The organism is Erwinia billingiae Eb661 (genome assembly GCF_000196615.1).
In the GTDB taxonomy this organism is placed as follows: domain Bacteria; phylum Pseudomonadota; class Gammaproteobacteria; order Enterobacterales; family Enterobacteriaceae; genus Erwinia; species Erwinia billingiae.
This window is the reverse complement of sequence record NC_014306.1, coordinates 1,057,531-1,074,660: the sequence shown is the minus strand read 5'-3', so window position 1 is coordinate 1,074,660 and position 17,130 is coordinate 1,057,531. Positions and strand designations below refer to the sequence as shown.

General features: G+C 56.7%; 16 protein-coding genes. 5 read left to right on the top strand and 11 right to left on the bottom strand.

Annotated elements, in window-relative coordinates; genetic code table 11:
• Positions 1-181: 181 nt before the first annotated feature.
• The 8 genes from EBC_RS06200 to EBC_RS06165 form a co-directional block, all read right to left on the bottom strand.
• Positions 182-1,513 (bottom strand): MFS transporter, encoded by a 1,332-nt coding sequence (locus tag EBC_RS06200; protein WP_013200936.1) that lies wholly within the window; start codon positions 1,511-1,513, stop codon positions 182-184.
• 85 nt (positions 1,514-1,598) lie between these two features.
• On the bottom strand, positions 1,599-3,017 hold the full coding sequence (locus tag EBC_RS06195; RefSeq protein ID WP_013200935.1) for a heavy metal sensor histidine kinase: 1,419 nt from the start codon (positions 3,015-3,017) through the stop codon (positions 1,599-1,601).
• Positions 3,011-3,685: a heavy metal response regulator transcription factor gene (locus EBC_RS06190; RefSeq protein ID WP_013200934.1), complete on the bottom strand. Its 675-nt coding sequence runs from the start codon at positions 3,683-3,685 to the stop codon at positions 3,011-3,013. Before EBC_RS06190 ends, EBC_RS06195 begins: the two co-directional genes overlap by 7 nt.
• 35 nt (positions 3,686-3,720) lie before the next feature.
• Entirely contained in the window at positions 3,721-4,494 is a 774-nt protein-coding gene (locus EBC_RS06185; protein WP_013200933.1) for an alpha/beta hydrolase, read from the bottom strand.
• A gap of 147 nt (positions 4,495-4,641) precedes the next feature.
• Positions 4,642-5,601 (bottom strand): glutathione S-transferase family protein, encoded by a 960-nt coding sequence (locus tag EBC_RS06180; protein ID WP_013200932.1) that lies wholly within the window; start codon positions 5,599-5,601, stop codon positions 4,642-4,644.
• 167 nt (positions 5,602-5,768) lie between these two features.
• Positions 5,769-6,680 carry a LysR family transcriptional regulator gene (locus EBC_RS06175; protein ID WP_013200931.1) on the bottom strand — a complete coding sequence of 304 codons (912 nt, stop codon included), beginning with the start codon at positions 6,678-6,680 and terminating at the stop codon, positions 5,769-5,771.
• A 294-nt stretch (positions 6,681-6,974) separates the two neighbouring features.
• Positions 6,975-7,298 (bottom strand): AzlD domain-containing protein, encoded by a 324-nt coding sequence (locus EBC_RS06170; protein ID WP_013200930.1) that lies wholly within the window; start codon positions 7,296-7,298, stop codon positions 6,975-6,977.
• On the bottom strand, positions 7,298-7,960 hold the full coding sequence (locus EBC_RS06165; protein WP_041691918.1) for an AzlC family ABC transporter permease: 663 nt from the start codon (positions 7,958-7,960) through the stop codon (positions 7,298-7,300). Before EBC_RS06165 ends, EBC_RS06170 begins: the two co-directional genes overlap by 1 nt.
• A 101-nt stretch (positions 7,961-8,061) precedes the next feature.
• On the opposite strand from EBC_RS06165, the gene EBC_RS06160 reads away from it, so the two are divergent.
• The 4 genes from EBC_RS06160 (at position 8,062) to araC (ending at position 13,246) form a co-directional block, all read left to right on the top strand.
• Positions 8,062-8,610: a helix-turn-helix domain-containing protein gene (locus tag EBC_RS06160; RefSeq protein ID WP_013200928.1), complete on the top strand. Its 549-nt coding sequence runs from the start codon at positions 8,062-8,064 to the stop codon at positions 8,608-8,610.
• A gap of 226 nt (positions 8,611-8,836) precedes the next feature.
• Positions 8,837-10,876, top strand: a complete 2,040-nt coding sequence (locus EBC_RS06155; protein WP_013200927.1) for a beta-galactosidase — start codon at positions 8,837-8,839, stop codon at positions 10,874-10,876.
• Entirely contained in the window at positions 10,873-12,273 is a 1,401-nt protein-coding gene (locus tag EBC_RS06150; protein WP_013200926.1) for an MFS transporter, read from the top strand. Before EBC_RS06155 ends, EBC_RS06150 begins: the two co-directional genes overlap by 4 nt.
• A gap of 115 nt (positions 12,274-12,388) precedes the next feature.
• Positions 12,389-13,246, top strand: a complete 858-nt coding sequence (araC, locus tag EBC_RS06145) for an arabinose operon transcriptional regulator AraC (RefSeq protein WP_013200925.1) — start codon at positions 12,389-12,391, stop codon at positions 13,244-13,246.
• Positions 13,247-13,294: 48 nt separating this feature from the next.
• On the opposite strand, the gene EBC_RS06140 is transcribed toward araC, so the two are convergent.
• Positions 13,295-14,440 carry an MFS transporter gene (locus EBC_RS06140; protein ID WP_013200924.1) on the bottom strand — a complete coding sequence of 382 codons (1,146 nt, stop codon included), beginning with the start codon at positions 14,438-14,440 and terminating at the stop codon, positions 13,295-13,297.
• A 145-nt stretch (positions 14,441-14,585) separates the two neighbouring features.
• Between EBC_RS06140 and EBC_RS06135 the strand changes: the two genes are divergently transcribed.
• The gene (locus EBC_RS06135) at positions 14,586-15,086 is read left to right on the top strand and encodes a MarR family winged helix-turn-helix transcriptional regulator (protein WP_013200923.1); all 501 of its coding nucleotides are present in this window, start codon (positions 14,586-14,588) and stop codon (positions 15,084-15,086) included.
• A gap of 36 nt (positions 15,087-15,122) precedes the next feature.
• Here EBC_RS06135 and EBC_RS06130 read toward each other — a convergent pair whose 3' ends face one another.
• Positions 15,123-15,752, bottom strand: coding sequence for a LysE family translocator (locus tag EBC_RS06130; RefSeq protein ID WP_013200922.1), 630 nt, complete (start codon positions 15,750-15,752; stop codon positions 15,123-15,125).
• 121 nt (positions 15,753-15,873) lie between these two features.
• Positions 15,874-17,127: a glutamate-5-semialdehyde dehydrogenase gene (gene proA / locus EBC_RS06125; protein ID WP_013200921.1), complete on the bottom strand. Its 1,254-nt coding sequence runs from the start codon at positions 17,125-17,127 to the stop codon at positions 15,874-15,876.
• Positions 17,128-17,130 lie beyond the last annotated feature (3 nt).

Here is a 17,130-nt window from a genome sequence, read left to right as displayed (position 1 = left end):
GCAGGAGGAGTGCCCAGAAGGCAATACACCCGATGATAATCACCAGCCAAACCTTTCCTCTGGTCGACATTAGGATCCCTTATACTTGGCAATCAGTTTTAGACTGGTAGCCAGTATAATCAATCAGCACTGGTGATCAACTTTCGGATTATCCTTAACGGAATAATCACATTTTTAAACCTTATCTGATTTCGCTTTCACTATTTTCTAACTCCCCTTCCTCTTCGCTATTCTGCTCAACATCGGTTTCTTCGGTGTCGAACATCGCGGTCTGGATGTCTTCTTCGGCGATTGTCGGGTTAAGTGCCGCCGCCAGCGGTGAGCTGGTCAGGCTGGCAGGCAACACCACGTGTGGGATCGGCGCGTCGGTAATAATCTGACGCTGTCTGCTGGCCAGCCAGCTGATCACCGCAATCACACAGCCACACAGGCAGAAGAAGACGTAAAGCATATTGCCGCCCAGCGGCTGCATAATCGCGCCGGTGACCAACGGCCCGATACAGGCACCGACGCCGTAGGCCATCAGCAGACAGGCGGTCAGCGAGACCCGGCGTTCAGGCGCGACGATATCGTTGGCCATCGCCACAATCAGCGGATAGAGCGAGAACTGCATCATGCTGGTGATAAACGCCACCACCACGATAGCGAAGAAACTGAAGTGGAAAGGCATGGTCAACGGCAGCGCCGCGAGGATATAGAACAGTGCGGTAAACAGCAGCAGGCGGCTGCGGTCGATGCGGTCAGACAGCCAGCTTAGCGGGAACTGAGAAACCAGCCCGGCAAAGATGGTGATGGCCATAAACAGGCCGGTTTGCTGGGTGCTGAAGCCCAACTGGCTGGTGTACACCGGGGCCATCGCGTAGAACGCACCGATGGCCATGCCGGTCGCCAGCGTCACCAGCAGAATGCGGGGAATGGCGCGGAAAAAGTAGCCCAGTTCCATCGGTGCAGGCGTCATTGGGTGCGGATTGGTGCGGGTAGTCAGGGCCATCGGCACCAGGCAGAGCGCAAAGCACAACGCGACAATCAGCAGGCTTGAGGGTCCGGAGCCAATCTGCGTCATCAGGATGATCTGCCCGGCGGAGAGGCCAAGGTAAGTGGCGACCATATAGAAGCCAAAAATCAGCCCGCGTTGTCCGGTTTCTGCCCCATCATTCAGCCAGCTCTCCAGCACCATATACTGGCACATCATGCACAGACCGATTACCAGCCGCAGGAAGATCCACATCGGCAGATAATCGGTCAGCCCGTGCCCCAGCACCGAAGCGGTAATGATCCCCGCACAGGATACGTAGGCCCGAATATGGCCGACGCGGGCAATCAGGTTGTGGCCGACTTTGCCACCCAGCACCAGACCAAAGTAGTTGGCGGCGGTGATGGCACCGATCATGCTGCCGCTGACCGCTTCATGGGCCAGCCGCAGCGAGACATAGGTGGTTAGCAGGCCGGAGCCCAACAGCATCAGTAACGTGGTGGTGTAAAGCGGTAAAAAAGTGCCGAGGACTTTTTTCATGACGGCTCCCTGTCTTCATCGTTCCGGGAAAAACCCAACCTGAGCCGTCAACAGTAGTCGCTATTCCGCCCGACAGGCAAGTTCGCTAGCGATCTTGCGGAGGATTCCCACCGCGAGAGGGGAAAAAGAGCGAAAAATGGGTTTCTCCCGACTGACTCTGCACCGCGTAACGTCCCTGATGCAGTTGCATAATGCCGCGCACGATCGACAGCCCCAGGCCGCTGCCGGTTGACGAGTCATGACGTGACGCGTCAGCACGATAGAAACGATCGAACAGCCGCGCCTGTTGCGTCGTTGAGATGGTTGCGCCCTGATTCTCCACCGCAATCGTCACGCCGCCCGGCTCGCTCCGATGGGTAATGGCGATGGTGCTCCCCAGGTCGGCATAGCGGATGGCGTTGGCCACCAGATTCGCCACTGCGCGGCGCAGTAAATCGGCGTCGGCGTAAACCGTCCCCTGGTGCGGAAACACCAGCTGGATCTCCCGCTCTTCCGCCGGACCTTCAAAATAGTCGGCCAGCGGCTGCAGCACCTCAGATAAAGGTTGCTCCACGCGGTGGATCGCCTGGCTGGCATCCTCTGCCCGCGCCAGAAACAGCATGTTGTCGATCATCCTTGCCAGCCGCTGCAACTCCTCAAAGTTTGATCCCATCACCCCAAGGTAATAGTCATTGCTGCGTTTTTGCGTCAGCGCGACTTCCGTCTGGCCGAGCAGATTGGCGATTGGGGTGCGCAGATCGTGCGCCATATCGGCCGACACCTGGCTCAGTTGCTGAAAGCTGGTTTCCAGCCGATCCAGCATCTGGTTGAACGCCGCCACCAGCGATAGTAGTTCATGCGGCACGTTGGTCAGGGTGATGCGCCGCGACAGATGGCGAACGTCGATGGCGGCGGTTTCCTGCGCCAGCCGGTGCAACGGCCGCAGGCTGCGCCGCGTCAGGAACCAGACCATCAGCGCTGCAATCAGCGTCGCCAGCACAATCAGCACGCCAATTTGCTGGCGATAGTCGCTGAGCGTGGCGGTGCGCTCGGTCATCAGCCTGCCGGTAATAATTTCCAGCTGGCCGGGCCCGTCACGGGTTTGCGCCAGCGCCGCCGCCGAGATAAACGGCGTGCCGTCGCGGGTAAGCTGGTGATGCACGCTGGCCAGGCCAAGCGACTGGCCCTGCGGCACCGGCGTCAGATCCGGGATCGGCGCATGGCCAGGGTTGACTTCGATTAACGGCGGCTGACCGGGAAAACGCAGCACCAGCAGCGACTCGGTATTGCCCAGCATATTGGCAAACAGTTTGGGCTTGTCGCGGATCAGTTGCAGCGCGTCTTCATTAAGTAGCAGCGTGCGGATCTGCTCCATCCGCGACAGCAATGCGCCATCATCGCGCACGCTGATTTGCCGGGCCAGCGAGTGATACAGCGCCATACCGACGAGGATCATCACCAGCAGCACCATGCCTGAAATCAGCAGCGACAGGCGCGTGGTCAGCGAGAGCGGTTTCATCAGCATCCGTCACCTTCACAGCGATAACCGACGCCGTGAACGGTGTGGATCAGCGGCGTGGCAAAGGGCTCGTCCACCTTCTGCCGCAGCCGGCGAACGGCCACGTCGACCACGTTGGTATCACTGTCGAAATTCATATCCCACACCCGCGAGGCAATCAGCGTGCGGCTCATCACCTGGCCGGGATTCAGCATAAACAGCTGCAGCAAATTGAATTCTTTGTTGGTCAGATCGATGCGCACCCCGGCCCGTTCGACGCGACGTTTCGCCCTGTCCAGCTGCAAATCACCGACCTGCAGCAGCTCATCACGCTTGACGTTCGCGCCGCGCCGCAGTGCCGTGCGGATCCGCGCCAGCAGCTCGGCAAACGAGAAAGGCTTGACCAGATAGTCGTCGGCACCCAGTTCCAGCCCTTTGATCCGGTCTTCGACGGTGCTTTTCGCGGTGAGGAAAATAACCGGGATATTCTGCGCATCCAGCGTTTTCATCACCTCCCAGCCATCCAGCTCCGGCATCATCACGTCCAGCAGGATCAGGTCGTAATGATATTCCTGCGCCATAAACAGCCCTTCGCGGCCGTTTACCGCCACATCAACCACATAGCCAGATTCGGTTAAGCCGCTGCGCATGTATTCCCGGGCTTTGGGCTCATCATCAATCACCAGAATTTTCATCGTCTTCTCCAGGATAGCGGGCGCAGCGGACAGGATTACTTCAGCGCGTGTTGTGCAGCCTGCTCGATCAGTGCGGCAACCTCTTTCGGGTGCGACTCATAGACCGAATGGCTGGCCCCGGCCACTTCCACCGTGGTGCTGTGGGCGCGTTTGGCGTACATGCGTTCTAAATCAGGATTAATGATTTTGTCGGCTTTTGCCACCATGTACCAACTTGGTTTGGTTTTCCATGCCGGATCGGGAATATTTGCGGTAAACACCGAGGCTGAGGTCGGCATTTGCGCCTGAGCTTCAAAATCCGCCTGCTTTGCTGAAAGGTCGGCGGCAAAGTCACTGTGGAAGTTTTGTGGCGCAATCATCAGGAAGCCGTCCGGCGTTTTCATAAATGGATGGGCGGCATTAGGAAATTTCTTGCCGTTGATTGCTTCGGTTTCGCCATTATCCAGCGCATGGGCAGCGATATAAACCAGACCCGCCACGTGCGAATCATTGCCTGCCTCAGTAATGATCGCGCCGCCATAGCTGTGTCCCACCAGGATTGCCGGACCCGTTTGCTGATCGAGAATGCGTTTAGTGGCGGCCACGTCTTCCGGGAAGGAAGTCAGCGGCTCCTGCACCAGCGTCACCTTGTAGCCATCATGCTTAAGGATGTCGTACACCGGACGCCAGCCCGAGCCGCCAACAAATGCGCCGTGGACCAGCACGATATTGTTAACCGGTTGCGCCATCGCGGCGCTGCTTGCGCCTGCCAGCAGAAAAGCACTGGCGATCGCCGCAAATTTTACGTTTTTTTTCAGTGATGCGTTCATGTTGCGTTCCTCAGGAGAATGTTGGGTTTACGCTGAGGAGTTTACGGCCCGGCAACTGACGACGGCATGAGCGAGTTATGACAAAAGAATGACATTAAAAAAGCCGTCACCTAAATACAGGTAACGGCTTTCTGTTAATACAGTCGCTTACAGCCCGTAAGCCGTTAAATCCGGCCCGGCAGGTACAATGCCATTGGGGTTTAATGCCTTAATCGAGTAATAGCCCTGTTTAATATGATCGATATTGACCGTTTCACGCACACCGGGAATATCCAGCATTCGTTTGGTGTAAGCATCCAGTCCGGCATATTCGTTGAGCTTGCGCTGATTGCATTTGAACAGGCCATGATAGGCCGCGTCAAAACGGATCAGCGTGACGAACAGGCGGATATCCGCTTCGGTAAGCTGGTCGCCGGTCAAATATGCCCGGCCATCGCTCAACCGCTGTTCCAGCTTATCCAGCATGGCGAAGACGTCATCGCTGGCTTCCTGATAACTGATCTGCGTGGTGGCAAAACCGGCGCGATATACGCCGTTATTCAGGCGTGGATAGATTTCCGCGTTTAATGCCTCAATCTCACTCTGCCAGTCCGCAGGATAGAGGTCGAAACTGTGACTCGCCAGCTCGCCAAAGCCGCTGTTAAACATGCGCACAATATCGGCTGACTCGTTATTGACGATGGTTCGGGTTTTCTTATCCCACAGCACCGGCACCGTTGCCCGACCGGTAAACGTGGCATCAGCCTGGGTGTAAAGCTGATGCACCCACTCGGCCTGATTCAGTTCGTCCTTATTTGCGCCAGGATAGTCACCAAAGTGCCAGCCTTCATCCAGCAACCACGGCTCGACCACCGACAGGCTGACCACTTTCTCCAGCCCTTTCAGCTTACGGGCAATCAGCGTGCGGGATGCCCACGGACAAATCAGCGCCACATACAGGTGATAGCGATCCACTTCGGCCTTGAAGCCCGTTTCGCCGGTCGGTCCGGCGGCGCCATCTGGGGTGACCCAGTGGCGGAAACTTGAGGTCTGTCGGACGAAACCGCCCTTCTCATCGGTAGCCTGCACCGGGTGCCATTCGGCCGTCCATTTTCCATTAACCAGCATAAATCCTCCCTTATCCTCTCAGCGGTGTTGGCTTCAGGGCATAGGGTGCGCTACGGGTATCAGTCATGGTGGTGTCCTCTCAGTAGTTGATGAGAGGACTCTATCTTATTTCCGGAATGATGATTATCCAGCGTTTCTGCGGATGTTTTATTCCATTATGGAAACAATCACCAGCCCTGCTCCCAAACGGGCTCGCCGGCAAAGGCTTCAACCAGATAATCGATAAAGGTGCGGGATTTATGGGCCAGGTATTTGGCCGGTGGATAGAGGGCGAACAGCCCGAGCGGCACAATCTCGCTGGCGGCGAGCACCGGCACTACCTCTTTATTCTTCAGGGCTTCGCCGGCAACAAAAGAAGGCAGGCGGGCAATGCCCAGTCCGGCAATGGCGGCTTTTAAGCACACCTCGGCATTGGAGAACTTCAGGCGTCCGTTAACCGGCTGCCCCTGCAGCGCCAGCTTCTCGTCCTGAAACGGCCAGCGCCAGGGATCGCGGAAGTTGGTATCAATAATGCAGTCATGGCTGGCCAGCGCTTCCCAGTGCTCGGGCGTGCCACGCTCTGCCAGATAGCCCGGCGAGGCAACGGTGATAATGCGGATATCGCACAGCTTTCTCGCCATCAGGCTGCTGTCCGCCAGCTTGCCGATGCGCAACGCCAGATCAAAGCCTTCATCCACCACGTTCACCGCACGGTCGGCAAAGCTGACGTCCAGTTCGATACCGGGATAGCGCCGCGCGAAGTCGATCAGATGCGGAGTCAGCTGGGTGGTGCCGAAGGTCACGGGCGCAGAGATACGCACTTTTCCGGCCGGGGCATCCGATGAATTGCGCACCGAGTCATTCAGCGCATCGTAATCCGCCAGCAGCACCCGGATTTTTTCATAATAGGCGCGACCCACGTCGGTGGCGGCCAGCGCCCGGGTACTGCGGCGAAACAGCTGCACGCCGAGATGCTGCTCAAGGCGGGAGATAAGTTTAGATGCCTGGCCGTGGCTGGTGCCCAGACGTTGAGCGGCGGCGGTAAAGCTGCCGGTTTCCATTACCGCGATAAACATCCGGTCGCAATCCAGTCTCTCCATCTCTCGTCTCCTGACGCAAAAATCAGCCCCTAAAATAGCGGCTTAGCCGACTATTCCCAACATTTACCTGAACATCCACGCGCGTTGCGGCGGCAGGGGGGAATTCCCTCTTTTTGCTAGCAAAAGTAATCCCGAATTTGGCCTAAAGTTTCTGCCGTTATTACCGATGTATTGAGTACTTAACCTAAACACCTGCCAACATCATGACCTACTTTAAACCTGTCGAACTTATTTTATTATCCGTAACAATAGCTTACTGCTTTACCATGTCGTCATGGTTCTGGTAACCGCGGATCAGGGCACGCCGACGTAACGCAGCAGCGCGGTGACCACGGCAGCCGCCAGAATCACGCCGATTAACGGCACTTTTCGCCAGGCCAGAATCACTGCCACCGCCACGCCCGCCACGCGCGCGGTTCCGGCAAAATGCACGCCTTCATAGAACGTATTCCCTAACGCCACGGCCAGCAACAGCGTGGTGGCGGCATCGGACAGTAATGCCCGCGTGCGCTCGGACAGCGCCATACGGTTGCCCAGCTTCACCCCGGCAAAACGCATCAGGTAAGTGCCGACAGACAGTAAGGCGATCCCGGCAATAATCAATTCATTCGACGGCATTATTTTTTCCTCGTCAGTAAGCCCAGCATCGAGATCAGCACCGGCATCCCCACGGCGACAAACGGCGTCACCGCTAATGACAGCAGCGCCCCGGACGACGCCCTGATCAGCGTGGTTTTCGATTTCAGTGACGGGATCACCAGCGCCAGCAGGATCGCCGGAAAGACCGCATCCAGGCCGATCGCATTGATATCCGGCAGCAGTTTACCCACCACGCTTCCCGCCATCGCGCCAACCGGCCAGACGATCGCCACGCCCAGCCCACAGAGCCAGTACGCGTCTTTACGCTGTTTCGGGGTGGATTGCGACAGACCAAACACCACGCTTTCGTCATTCATGATGTGGCATCCCAGCAATCCCTTCAGACGGGTGCCGGCCAGATCCCGCACCGCGATGCCGAAAGGAAAGTGCCGGGCGTTAACCAGTAATCCCGCCACCGCCGCAGCCAGCGGATTGCCGCCGCTGGCGATGATGGCAACAAACATAAATTCCGATGCTCCCGCCAGCACAAACAACGTGGAGAACAGCGGCACCCATAACGGGAAGCCGTAGGCCGTGGCCAGCGAACCGTAGGAAGCGCCCACCACGCCGACGGCAAGGCACACCAGATAAATGGCTTTTTTAGTCTGAGAGTTCAGGCTGGAAAATGCGTGCATAAGCATAAAGTTTTACCATATCGAACGAAATCGCCATTATAATGAACGCAACAAACAGCGAGATCAAGCGAACGATTCGTTCGATTAAATGAACAAAGAGGTACACCATGACCCAGCCGATCAGCGTCATTGCCGCAAGCCTCGCACGGGAACGCACGCGTGCCGGGTTGTCGCTGGCCGAGGTCGCCCGTCGGGCGGGGATCGCCAAATCCACGTTATCGCAACTGGAATCCGCTAACGGCAACCCGAGCATTGAAACGCTGTGGGCCTTGTGCGGCGCGTTGAATATCCCGTTTGCCAAATTACTTGAGCCAGTCAGCGCCAGCACTCAGGTGATCCGCCGGGGTGAAGGCAGCAAGGTGGTGGCTGAAAAGGCCGATTATCAGGCGATTTTGCTGGCAACCTGCCCGCCGGGCGCGCGTCGGGATATCTACCTGCTGATGGCGCAGCCGGGATCGGAGCGTCAGTCTCACCCCCATCCGTCGGGATCGGTGGAGCACATTATTGTGACTCAGGGCCGCGCGCTGTTGGGGCTGAAGGCCGCGCCAGAAGAGTTAGGCGTCGGGGATTACATCTGTTACCCCGGCGATCAGGAACATATTTTTGTCGCACTGGAACCCGATACGCTGGCGATCCTGGTGGCCGAACAGAGCTAAACCCCCTTCCAGTAACTGCCCTGCTCACCCGCAGGGCAGCCCGCAGGCTTCTTATTACCGGCCCCACCCGGCGAAAGCGCCAAGCGGTCCGGCGAGTTTTGTGATCCAGATCGGACTGCGCTGACGGCAGCAGATTTCTTTATGTTGACGACAGTCAGTTACCGCTTCGGCTGATTGTTCTCCGCTAAGTTAGCAGCACACTTACAGAGACTGCATTGAGGCTGAAATGGATAAGATCTGGTTTGGTACGGCGTATTACCGCGAATATATGCCAGAGGAGCGGCTGGAAAAAGATATCGCCATGATGAAAGCCGCCGGTATCAACTATGTCCGCATTGCCGAAAGTACCTGGAGCACCTTTGAACCTCAGGAAGGCGAATTTGATTTCACTTCGGTGATCACCGTGCTCGACCAGATGCAGGCCAACGATATTAGCGTGATTATCGGTACGCCGACCTACGCTATTCCTGGCTGGCTGGCAAAGAAATATCCTGAAGTGATGGCCGTCACGCCGCAGGGGCTGAATAAATATGGTCCCCGGCAGAAGATGGATATTACCAGTCCAGTCTATCGCTATTATTCCGAGCGGATTATCCGCAAGCTGTTAACGGCCACCGCTTCCCATCCCGCCGTGATCGGTTTCCAGGTCGACAACGAAACCAAATATTATGAAACCAGTGGCCCGGCGGTGCAGATCGCCTTTGTTAAATATCTGCGGAAAAAATTCAACGACGATCTGCCGGCGTTAAATCAGGCGTTTGGTCTGGATTACTGGAGTAATCGCGTGGATGCCTGGGAAGATTTCCCGTCGGTCCAGGGCACCATTAATGCCAGCCTCGGCGCTGAGTTTCAGGCCTTTCAACGCCAGCTGGTGATCGATTTTCTGCGCTGGCAGGTCGATCTGGTCGGCGAATATAAATCGGCCGATCGCTTCGTCACCCATAACTTCGATTTTGACTGGCGAAACTGGTCGTTTGGTTTGCGAAGCGAGGTCGATCACTTCGCGGCGTCTGAGGTCGTCGATATCACCGGCGTGGACGTTTATCATCCCGGCCAGTCGCGGCTGACCGGCGCCGAAATCGCCTTCACCGGGGACATTGCCCGCACCACCAAGGATAAAAATTACTTTGTGCTGGAAACCCAGGCTCAAGCCTTTAAGGACTGGACGCCTTACCCTGGCCAGCTGCGTCTGCAGGCGTTTAGCCATATCGCCAACGGTGCCAGCCTGGTGGGCTACTGGCACTGGCATTCGATTCATAATTCGTGGGAAACCTACTGGAAAGGCCTGCTCAGCCACGACCTGCTGCCTAACCCGGTGTATGACGAGGCCTGCGACATTGGCAAAACGCTGCAGCGCTTAACGCCCGAACTGAGCGGCTTAAGCAAAAGTAACCGCGTGGCGATGCTGGTCAGTAACCGTGGGCTGACCGCCATTGACTGGCATCCGTGGCGCGGACATCAGTTCGGCGGCGACAAAAATCACCAGTACAACGATCTGTTCCGCAGTTGGTACGATGCCCTGTACCGACAAAATATCGAGATGGATATTCTTGATGCCGACGATCCGCGTATCGAACGCTATGACGTGCTGATCGTCCCCTTGCTGTATGCGGCATCCGATGCGCTGTTGCAGCGACTCAATGCCTTCGTCGGGCAAGGCGGCCATATCATTTACTCCTTTAAATCCGGCTTTGCCAATCAGGATCTGAAGGTGCGCACGGCTATCCAGCCGGGCATTATCAGCGAAGCCTGCGGCGTGACCTATCAGCTATTCGTTGAGCCAGATGAGGTGCAGATGTCCACGGAGACCTTTGCGCTGACGGAGGAAACGGGTCAGGTGACCGACTGGATGGAGCTGCTGGAACCGGTGTCGTCACAGACCGAAATTTTGGCCCGCTATCAGCATCCGCAGTGGGGGAAATATGCCGCCATCACCCGCAATCAGTTTGGCAAAGGGACGGCGACCTATATTGGCTGCAACCTGTCATCCGCCGGAATGGAGCAAGTTTTCTCGACCCTGTTCAGCACGCCGGCATTGAGCGCGTTACGGTCGGAGGTGAGTTTCCCGCTAATAATTCGACGGGCGCAAAGTAAAGCGCAAAAGGACCTGTGCTTTATCTTTAACTACTCTCAGACGCCGCAGCAGCTGCGAAACCCGTTGGGGCAAGCCACTTCGCTGATTGATAACCGGCAGGTTGAACCGGGCGAAACGCTGGAAATAGCCGGTTGGGATTTTGTCATTTTATCTGGCGGAGAAGCGGTATGAAGAGTGATGGCGTGGCAACCCAGCCGATTGGGCTGAAAGAGCGTCTTTCTTTTGGCCTTGGCGATTACGGCACTAACCTCACCTACACCACGATGGTGACCTTTCTCGCCTATTACTATACCGACGTGGTGGGCGTGTCAGCATTACTGGTGGGCTCGTTAATGTTCCTTGCCAGGGTGCTGGATGGTCTGCTGTGCATCTGGGTGGGTGTGCGTATCGATATGACGCAAACCCGGATGGGGAAAGCCCGGCCGTGGGTTCTCTGGACCGCCATCCCGTTCGGGCTTTCCACCTTTCTGCTGGCCTGCGTACCGGACAGCAGCTATGCGGTTAAAGTCACCTGGGTGTGCGTAACCTATTTGCTGGCTAACATTCTTTTTACCGCCAATAACATCGCTTATGGCTCGTTGCTGGCGTTGATTACCCGCGATACCGTAGAACGCGGCGTATTAAGCGTATTCCGCAAAGGCCTGTCGACCTGCGGATCGCTGACGGTCGGCGTCATTACGCTGCCATTGGTGGCGTGGTTTGGTAACAGCAGCGGTGCGTGGATGACCATCTTCGCCATTTATGGCTTTTTCACCGCGCTGTTTCTTACCCTTACCGCACTGGGCACCCGTGAACGTATTAAGCCGGTACGGCAAGATAACCGTGAAAATATTGAGCTTAAGAAAGTGCTGCCGGCAATACGGGCGAATAAATACTGGCTGATGATCTTTATGTATTTAATGATCACCTTTACCAGCCTGACCGCGCTCAGCACCGTCAGTGTTTATTACACCAAATACATTCTGAAAGACCTGTCGATGATGTCGTGGGTCAGCGTGGCGCAATATTTGCCGGGATTACTGACGCTGACGGTGATTCCTTTTTTAATTAAACGACTGGGCAAACGTAAGCTGGCGCTGAGCGGATTACTGGTCTGCTGTATTGGCTATCTTCTGCCGCTGTTTGATCGTCAGGATGCCTTCTTTGTGATTGCGGCGACGGTGGTCAGAAGCATTGGCTTCTGCGGTATTGGTGCCACCATGTTCGCCTTCCTTGCCGACACCATCGATTACGGCGAATGGGTCTCCGGCTTACGTATTGAAGGGATTTTATTCAGCGCGGGCACGCTGGGCCAGACGGTTGGTATGGGGTTAGGAACGGCAAGCGTCGGGTGGTTGTTAAGCCTGGCCGGATTCACCAGCGGAGGCGGCATGCAACCCGCCAGCGCCATTCAGATGATCCAGTTCCTGTTTATATTCTTCCCGGTGATCCTCGCGGTAGCCAATATCGTCCTGCTCTATTTCTACAAGCTGGATGCTATTTATCCTCAGGTTGCCGCAGACCTGGCAGAAGGAAAGTTTGCGCAGCCGGTTGATTCCGGGTTATCCGCCACCTCACTGCAAAATTAGCCTGTGCTGAGCGCAGGTTTTCTGAATGTTGAGAAGATGTGAGCCGCATCGCGGCAGGGTTAATTCTCTGCGCTATGCTGCTCAACTCTTTATTCTGTCGGCAGGAAGCGCAGCGATGGCGCATAGTGAAGATACCGAGATGCTGAATTTTTCACCTCTCTACAGGCGCTTTACCTTCACCGCATGGATGGTGGCAGGATTCACCCCAATATCCCGCGGAAGTAAGCTCGACTTTTATATTAACCGGGCTGCTGGCATGAAGGGCCACGTATTAAATATCACCCTTAAAGGTGAAGGGAAAATTCATACGTCTCAGGGCAGTTTTATCTGCAAGCCGGGCGACGTGCTGCATTTTCCGGCTGGCGTACCGCATCATTATGGCCGCAGCGAACACAGCGAGTGCTGGGACCATTTGTGGATCTATTTTATTCCGCGAACCTACTGGATTGACTGGCTGCAGTGGGACAATGTTCGCGATGGCATCGGCCGACTGACCTTTGCCGCCGCAGAAGACACCAGTCAGATGCAGGCGCGATTTATGGAAGTGATCCAGCTGAGCGTCAGTCAGGAACCGTTATCCGAAGCGCTGGCAATGAATGCCGTTGAACGGGTGATTCTGGAGTGCTTCCGCGCGCAGCCCAATTTGCACCGCCACAAGTGCGATCCCCGCATTGAAGCACTTTGCCAGTATCTGAACGAACATATGGCTGAAGAAACCACCATCGAACAGCTGTCCCGCCGCGCCTGCCTTTCCCCATCGCGTCTGGCCCACTTATTTAAAGAAGAGACCGGCCAAACTGTCTTTGCCTGGCGTGAGAAACAGCGTATTGCCCGTGCCTGCCTGTTGCTTAGCAAAACCAGTTTTGCCATCACCCATATTGCGTTAACGGTCGGCTACACCGATCCGCTTTATTTCTCCCGCCTGTTTCGAAATCATATGGGAATCAGCCCAAGGGAATTTCGTAAGAAATAAGGTCTTTGCCGGGAAACTGCCGAACATGGCTTGCGACGGCGCGGCCTGTCACGCTGGCCGAAAACGGCGGGAAAGGATCATCAGCAACACAATTCCGCCGCTCATCAACATCCATGCCGTATTCAGTGACGCCGTGCTGTCCAGCACCATGCCGGCGATCAATGGCATGGTTGCTGCGATGATATAGCCTCCGCCCTGAACAAAAGAGAGGAGTTTACCTGCTTCTTCCGGCGTTTTGGCGTGGTCAAAGGTCACGATCAGCGAAAGAGGAAACAGTGCGCCAATTCCCAGCCCCAGCAGCAACGTCGACAGGATCGCGGCCTTTCCTCCGAAGAACACCAGACAGAGCAGCCCGGCCAAAATCATCAGCAACACCAGCAGTAAAGGCGCGCGTCTGTCGGTGAAACGGTGGATCACCGCCGAAACGATAAAACCGGAAACCACTTCGGTTAAGGTCAGCGCGGCGAGCAGAAAGCCGCTGTTACGTGCGCTCCAGCCGTGCTCAATATAAAACGGCGGCAGCCAGACCAGCACCAGCGTGTAAGCGCCGGTCCCGATGCCAAAAAAAGCCAGCAGCAGCCAGGCGCGCGAGGTCGAATACGTTGACTGAACCGGTTGAGTCGCCGCCTGCGGCTGATTCTTTTCGGCGGCGAACCAGATGATAAAGGCCAGCGCTGCCGGCAACGCCGCCAGGCCGAGGGCATAATTCAGCCCCAACGAGACCGACAGCGGTTCTGCTGTTGCCGCCGCCAGCGCCGCGCCGCCCATAATCCCGGTTGAAAACAGCGCCATCAGCGTCCCGGTATGCCGGGCGCTGCGCCGCTTGATCAGGGCAGGCATCGCCGCCTGCACCAGGCCAATGCCCATTCCGCCCGCCAGCGCAGTTGCCATTAACACCCCGCCGGACGTATAAAACCCTCTGAACACGCAGGCAAATGTAATAATGCCTAAGCCGGCTGCGATGCCCCGCGCGTAACCGATTCGGCGTAACACCGTGCCGCTGGCCAGCGCGATAACACCCATCATCAGCACCGGCAGGGTCGTTAACAGGCTGATAGTGGTGCCCGTCAGCTGCTCCTGGCGTTGTAACAGGGGCAAAAGCGGCCCGACAGCAGCCATCAGTGGCCGCAGATTAAGGCCGACCAACAGCACAAGCAGGGCAAACAGCGTAATGGCTGAGAATGCAGATTTCATAACCGACTCCTTCGGATAAGGTGTTGCGCAGCAGAAGTGTGCTGGCAGTGTGAACTGATTTATCTTAACGTTAAGATAAATTTCGCCTTGCCGATAGTCGGTGCGCACTAATGAACATGTTAACCACAAAGAATTAAGGGAAATGATGCCAGATCATGTTGATTTCGTTATCGCTCAATGGGCTGACGCCATGCCGGATCTGGATGCGTCGTCGATGGCGGTGTTCGGCAGAATGTTGAGGATTATGAAGCAGCTGGGTAAAGCTCGTGCCAGCGCACTGGCGCCGTTTGGCTTTCGTGAAGGTGAGTTTGATGTGCTGGCCACGCTGCGCCGTGCCGGAGAACCCTTCCGCCTGACGCCCACTCAGCTTTTCACTTCGCTGCTGGTGACGTCCGGGGCGATGACTAACCGGTTAAGTCGGCTGGAAGCCAGTGGGCTGATTGCGCGGATCCCGGACCCGGCCGACAAGCGCAGCATGATGGTGGGCTTAACGCCAAAGGGATTAACGCTGATTGAGCAGGCGCTGGTAGTGCATACGCAAACTCAGGACAGGATGCTGAAAGGGCTCAGTCAGCCCCAGCAGATCGCGTTGCAGGATGTGCTGCGCCAGATGCTGGCGGAAGAAGAGAGTGCGTCGAGGATTTAACGTAGCGCCGATCGATGAGTTCGATCGGCCGCGACGCTATTTTCTGCCATCCATCACCATGCGCAGGGCCAGTCCGGTCAGCACCATGCCCATCAGCCAGCGCTGGATTTTTTGCCAGGTTGGGCGCTGAGCAAGGAAGTTAGCGATAGTGCCTGCGGCGAAAATAATCAGGCCATTGACCAGCATACTGGTGACGATCTGCGTGATGCCTAAGGTCAGAGACTGGGCCAGCACGTGCCCCTGTTCAGGCCGGATAAACTGCGGCAGCAGAGTCAGATAAATCACCGCGGTTTTAGGGTTAAGCAGGTTGGTCAGCAGCCCCATGGTGAACAGCTTACGCGAACTATCGGGCGGCAAATCGCGGACCTGGAACGGCGATTTGCCGCCGAAGACAGCCTGCCATGCCATGTACAGCAGATACGCTGCACCGGCGATGCGCAGCGCATCGTAGGCCAGCGGCACGGCCATAATCAGCGCGGTAATCCCCAGCGCGGCACAGACCATATAAAACATAAAACCCAGCGCCACGCCGGTCAGCGATATATATCCCGCTTTTCGTCCCTGACAGAGCGAACGGGAAATCAGGTAAATCATATTTGGACCAGGCGTCAGCACCAGACCGAGCGCGATGGCAGCGAAGGGAAGAATTTGCGACAGGGTAACCATGCAGAATGTCCTTACGATGTTGAGCAGCAACAGGCGACAACTTCTCCCTGGATACGACCAGAGCCCCTTCCCTGTGGCTCTGCTTGCCCGATAAATTCAGGCTTCAACGTCGGACTTTTGCTTACGCGCGCACCGTGTCATTGCCGAAGGCCACCCACTTATAGGTGGTCAGCGCTTCAAGGCCCATCGGGCCACGGGCATGCAGCTTCTGCGTGCTGACGGCGACTTCAGCGCCCAGACCAAACTGACCGCCATCGGTGAAGCGCGTGCTGGCATTGACATACACCGCCGAGGAATCGACTTCATTCACAAAGCGATCGGCATTGTGAATGCTGCGGGTCAGGATCGCGTCGGAATGCTGAGTGCCATATTCACGGATATGGGCGATGGCCTGGTCAAGATCGTCCACCAGCTTAACGTTCAAATCCAACGCTAACCACTCGTCACGGTACTGCGCTTCGGTGACCGCACTGACTTCAGCCGGGCCTTGTTGCAGCAGCGGCAGCGAACGCGGATCGGCATGCAGCGTGATGCCCTCTTCCGCCATGCTGCGGCTCAGTTCAGGCAGGAAGCTCTCGGCGATAGCCGCATGCACCAGCAGCGTTTCCACCGAGTTACAGGCGCTGGGACGCTGTTTCTTGGCGTTGATAATCACCTTCATGGCCGCTTCCAGCTCGCTCTGCTGGTCGACAAAGATATGGCAAACGCCAATGCCGCCGGTGATCACCGGAATGGTCGACTGTTCGCGGCACAGCTTGTGCAGACCGGCGCCACCGCGAGGGATCAGCATGTCGACATAGCGATCCAGTTTCAGCAGCTGATTGACCAGCTCACGATCCGGGCTTTCAATCGCCTGCACCGCACCCGCAGGCAGGCCGTGTTCTTTTAACGCGCCCTGGATAACCCGCACGGTTGCGCCGTTGGTGCGGTAGGTTTCCTTGCCGCCGCGCAGGATCACCGCGTTGCCGGTTTTCAGGCACAGGCTGGCGACGTCTACCGTGACGTTCGGGCGGGCTTCATAAATCACCCCCACCACACCCAGCGGCACGCGACGGCGTTCAATGCGCAGACCGTTATCCAGCACGCCACCGTCGATCACCACGCCCACCGGATCTGCCAGACGGCAGACCTGACGCACATCATCGGCAATGCCTTTCAGCCTCGCCGGATTGAGCATCAGGCGATCCATCAGCGCGGCACTCATGCCGTTCTGCCGCGCATCGGCCAGATCCAGTTCGTTAGCCGCGAGGATCTCCGCGCTTTGCGCTTCAAGGCGGTCGGCAATGGTCATCAAGACCTGATTTTTCTGCACGGTGGACAGCACCGACAGCTGGTAAGACGCGGCTTTCGAGGCTTTGCCCATTTCTTCAAGCATGTC

Bases quoted from the DNA above. Each gene is read 5' to 3' on its own strand.
- EBC_RS06190 (WP_013200934.1), bottom strand. From the start codon at position 3,685: ATGAAAATTCTGGTGATTGATGATGAGCCCAAAGCCCGGGAATACATG.
- EBC_RS06140 (WP_013200924.1), bottom strand. From the start codon at position 14,440: ATGAAATCTGCATTCTCAGCCATTACGCTGTTTGCCCTGCTTGTGCTG.
- EBC_RS06180 (WP_013200932.1), bottom strand. From the start codon at position 5,601: ATGCTGGTTAATGGAAAATGGACGGCCGAATGGCACCCGGTGCAGGCT.
- EBC_RS06135 (WP_013200923.1), top strand. From the start codon at position 14,586: ATGCCAGATCATGTTGATTTCGTTATCGCTCAATGGGCTGACGCCATG.
- EBC_RS06150 (WP_013200926.1), top strand. From the start codon at position 10,873: ATGAAGAGTGATGGCGTGGCAACCCAGCCGATTGGGCTGAAAGAGCGT.
- EBC_RS06130 (WP_013200922.1), bottom strand. From the start codon at position 15,752: ATGGTTACCCTGTCGCAAATTCTTCCCTTCGCTGCCATCGCGCTCGGT.
- EBC_RS06155 (WP_013200927.1), top strand. From the start codon at position 8,837: ATGGATAAGATCTGGTTTGGTACGGCGTATTACCGCGAATATATGCCA.
- EBC_RS06195 (WP_013200935.1), bottom strand. From the start codon at position 3,017: ATGCTGATGAAACCGCTCTCGCTGACCACGCGCCTGTCGCTGCTGATT.
- EBC_RS06185 (WP_013200933.1), bottom strand. From the start codon at position 4,494: ATGAACGCATCACTGAAAAAAAACGTAAAATTTGCGGCGATCGCCAGT.
- EBC_RS06200 (WP_013200936.1), bottom strand. From the start codon at position 1,513: ATGAAAAAAGTCCTCGGCACTTTTTTACCGCTTTACACCACCACGTTA.
- proA (WP_013200921.1), bottom strand. From the start codon at position 17,127: ATGCTTGAAGAAATGGGCAAAGCCTCGAAAGCCGCGTCTTACCAGCTG.
- araC (WP_013200925.1), top strand. From the start codon at position 12,389: ATGGCGCATAGTGAAGATACCGAGATGCTGAATTTTTCACCTCTCTAC.
- EBC_RS06175 (WP_013200931.1), bottom strand. From the start codon at position 6,680: ATGGAGAGACTGGATTGCGACCGGATGTTTATCGCGGTAATGGAAACC.
- EBC_RS06160 (WP_013200928.1), top strand. From the start codon at position 8,062: ATGACCCAGCCGATCAGCGTCATTGCCGCAAGCCTCGCACGGGAACGC.
- EBC_RS06165 (WP_041691918.1), bottom strand. From the start codon at position 7,960: ATGCTTATGCACGCATTTTCCAGCCTGAACTCTCAGACTAAAAAAGCC.
- EBC_RS06170 (WP_013200930.1), bottom strand. From the start codon at position 7,298: ATGCCGTCGAATGAATTGATTATTGCCGGGATCGCCTTACTGTCTGTC.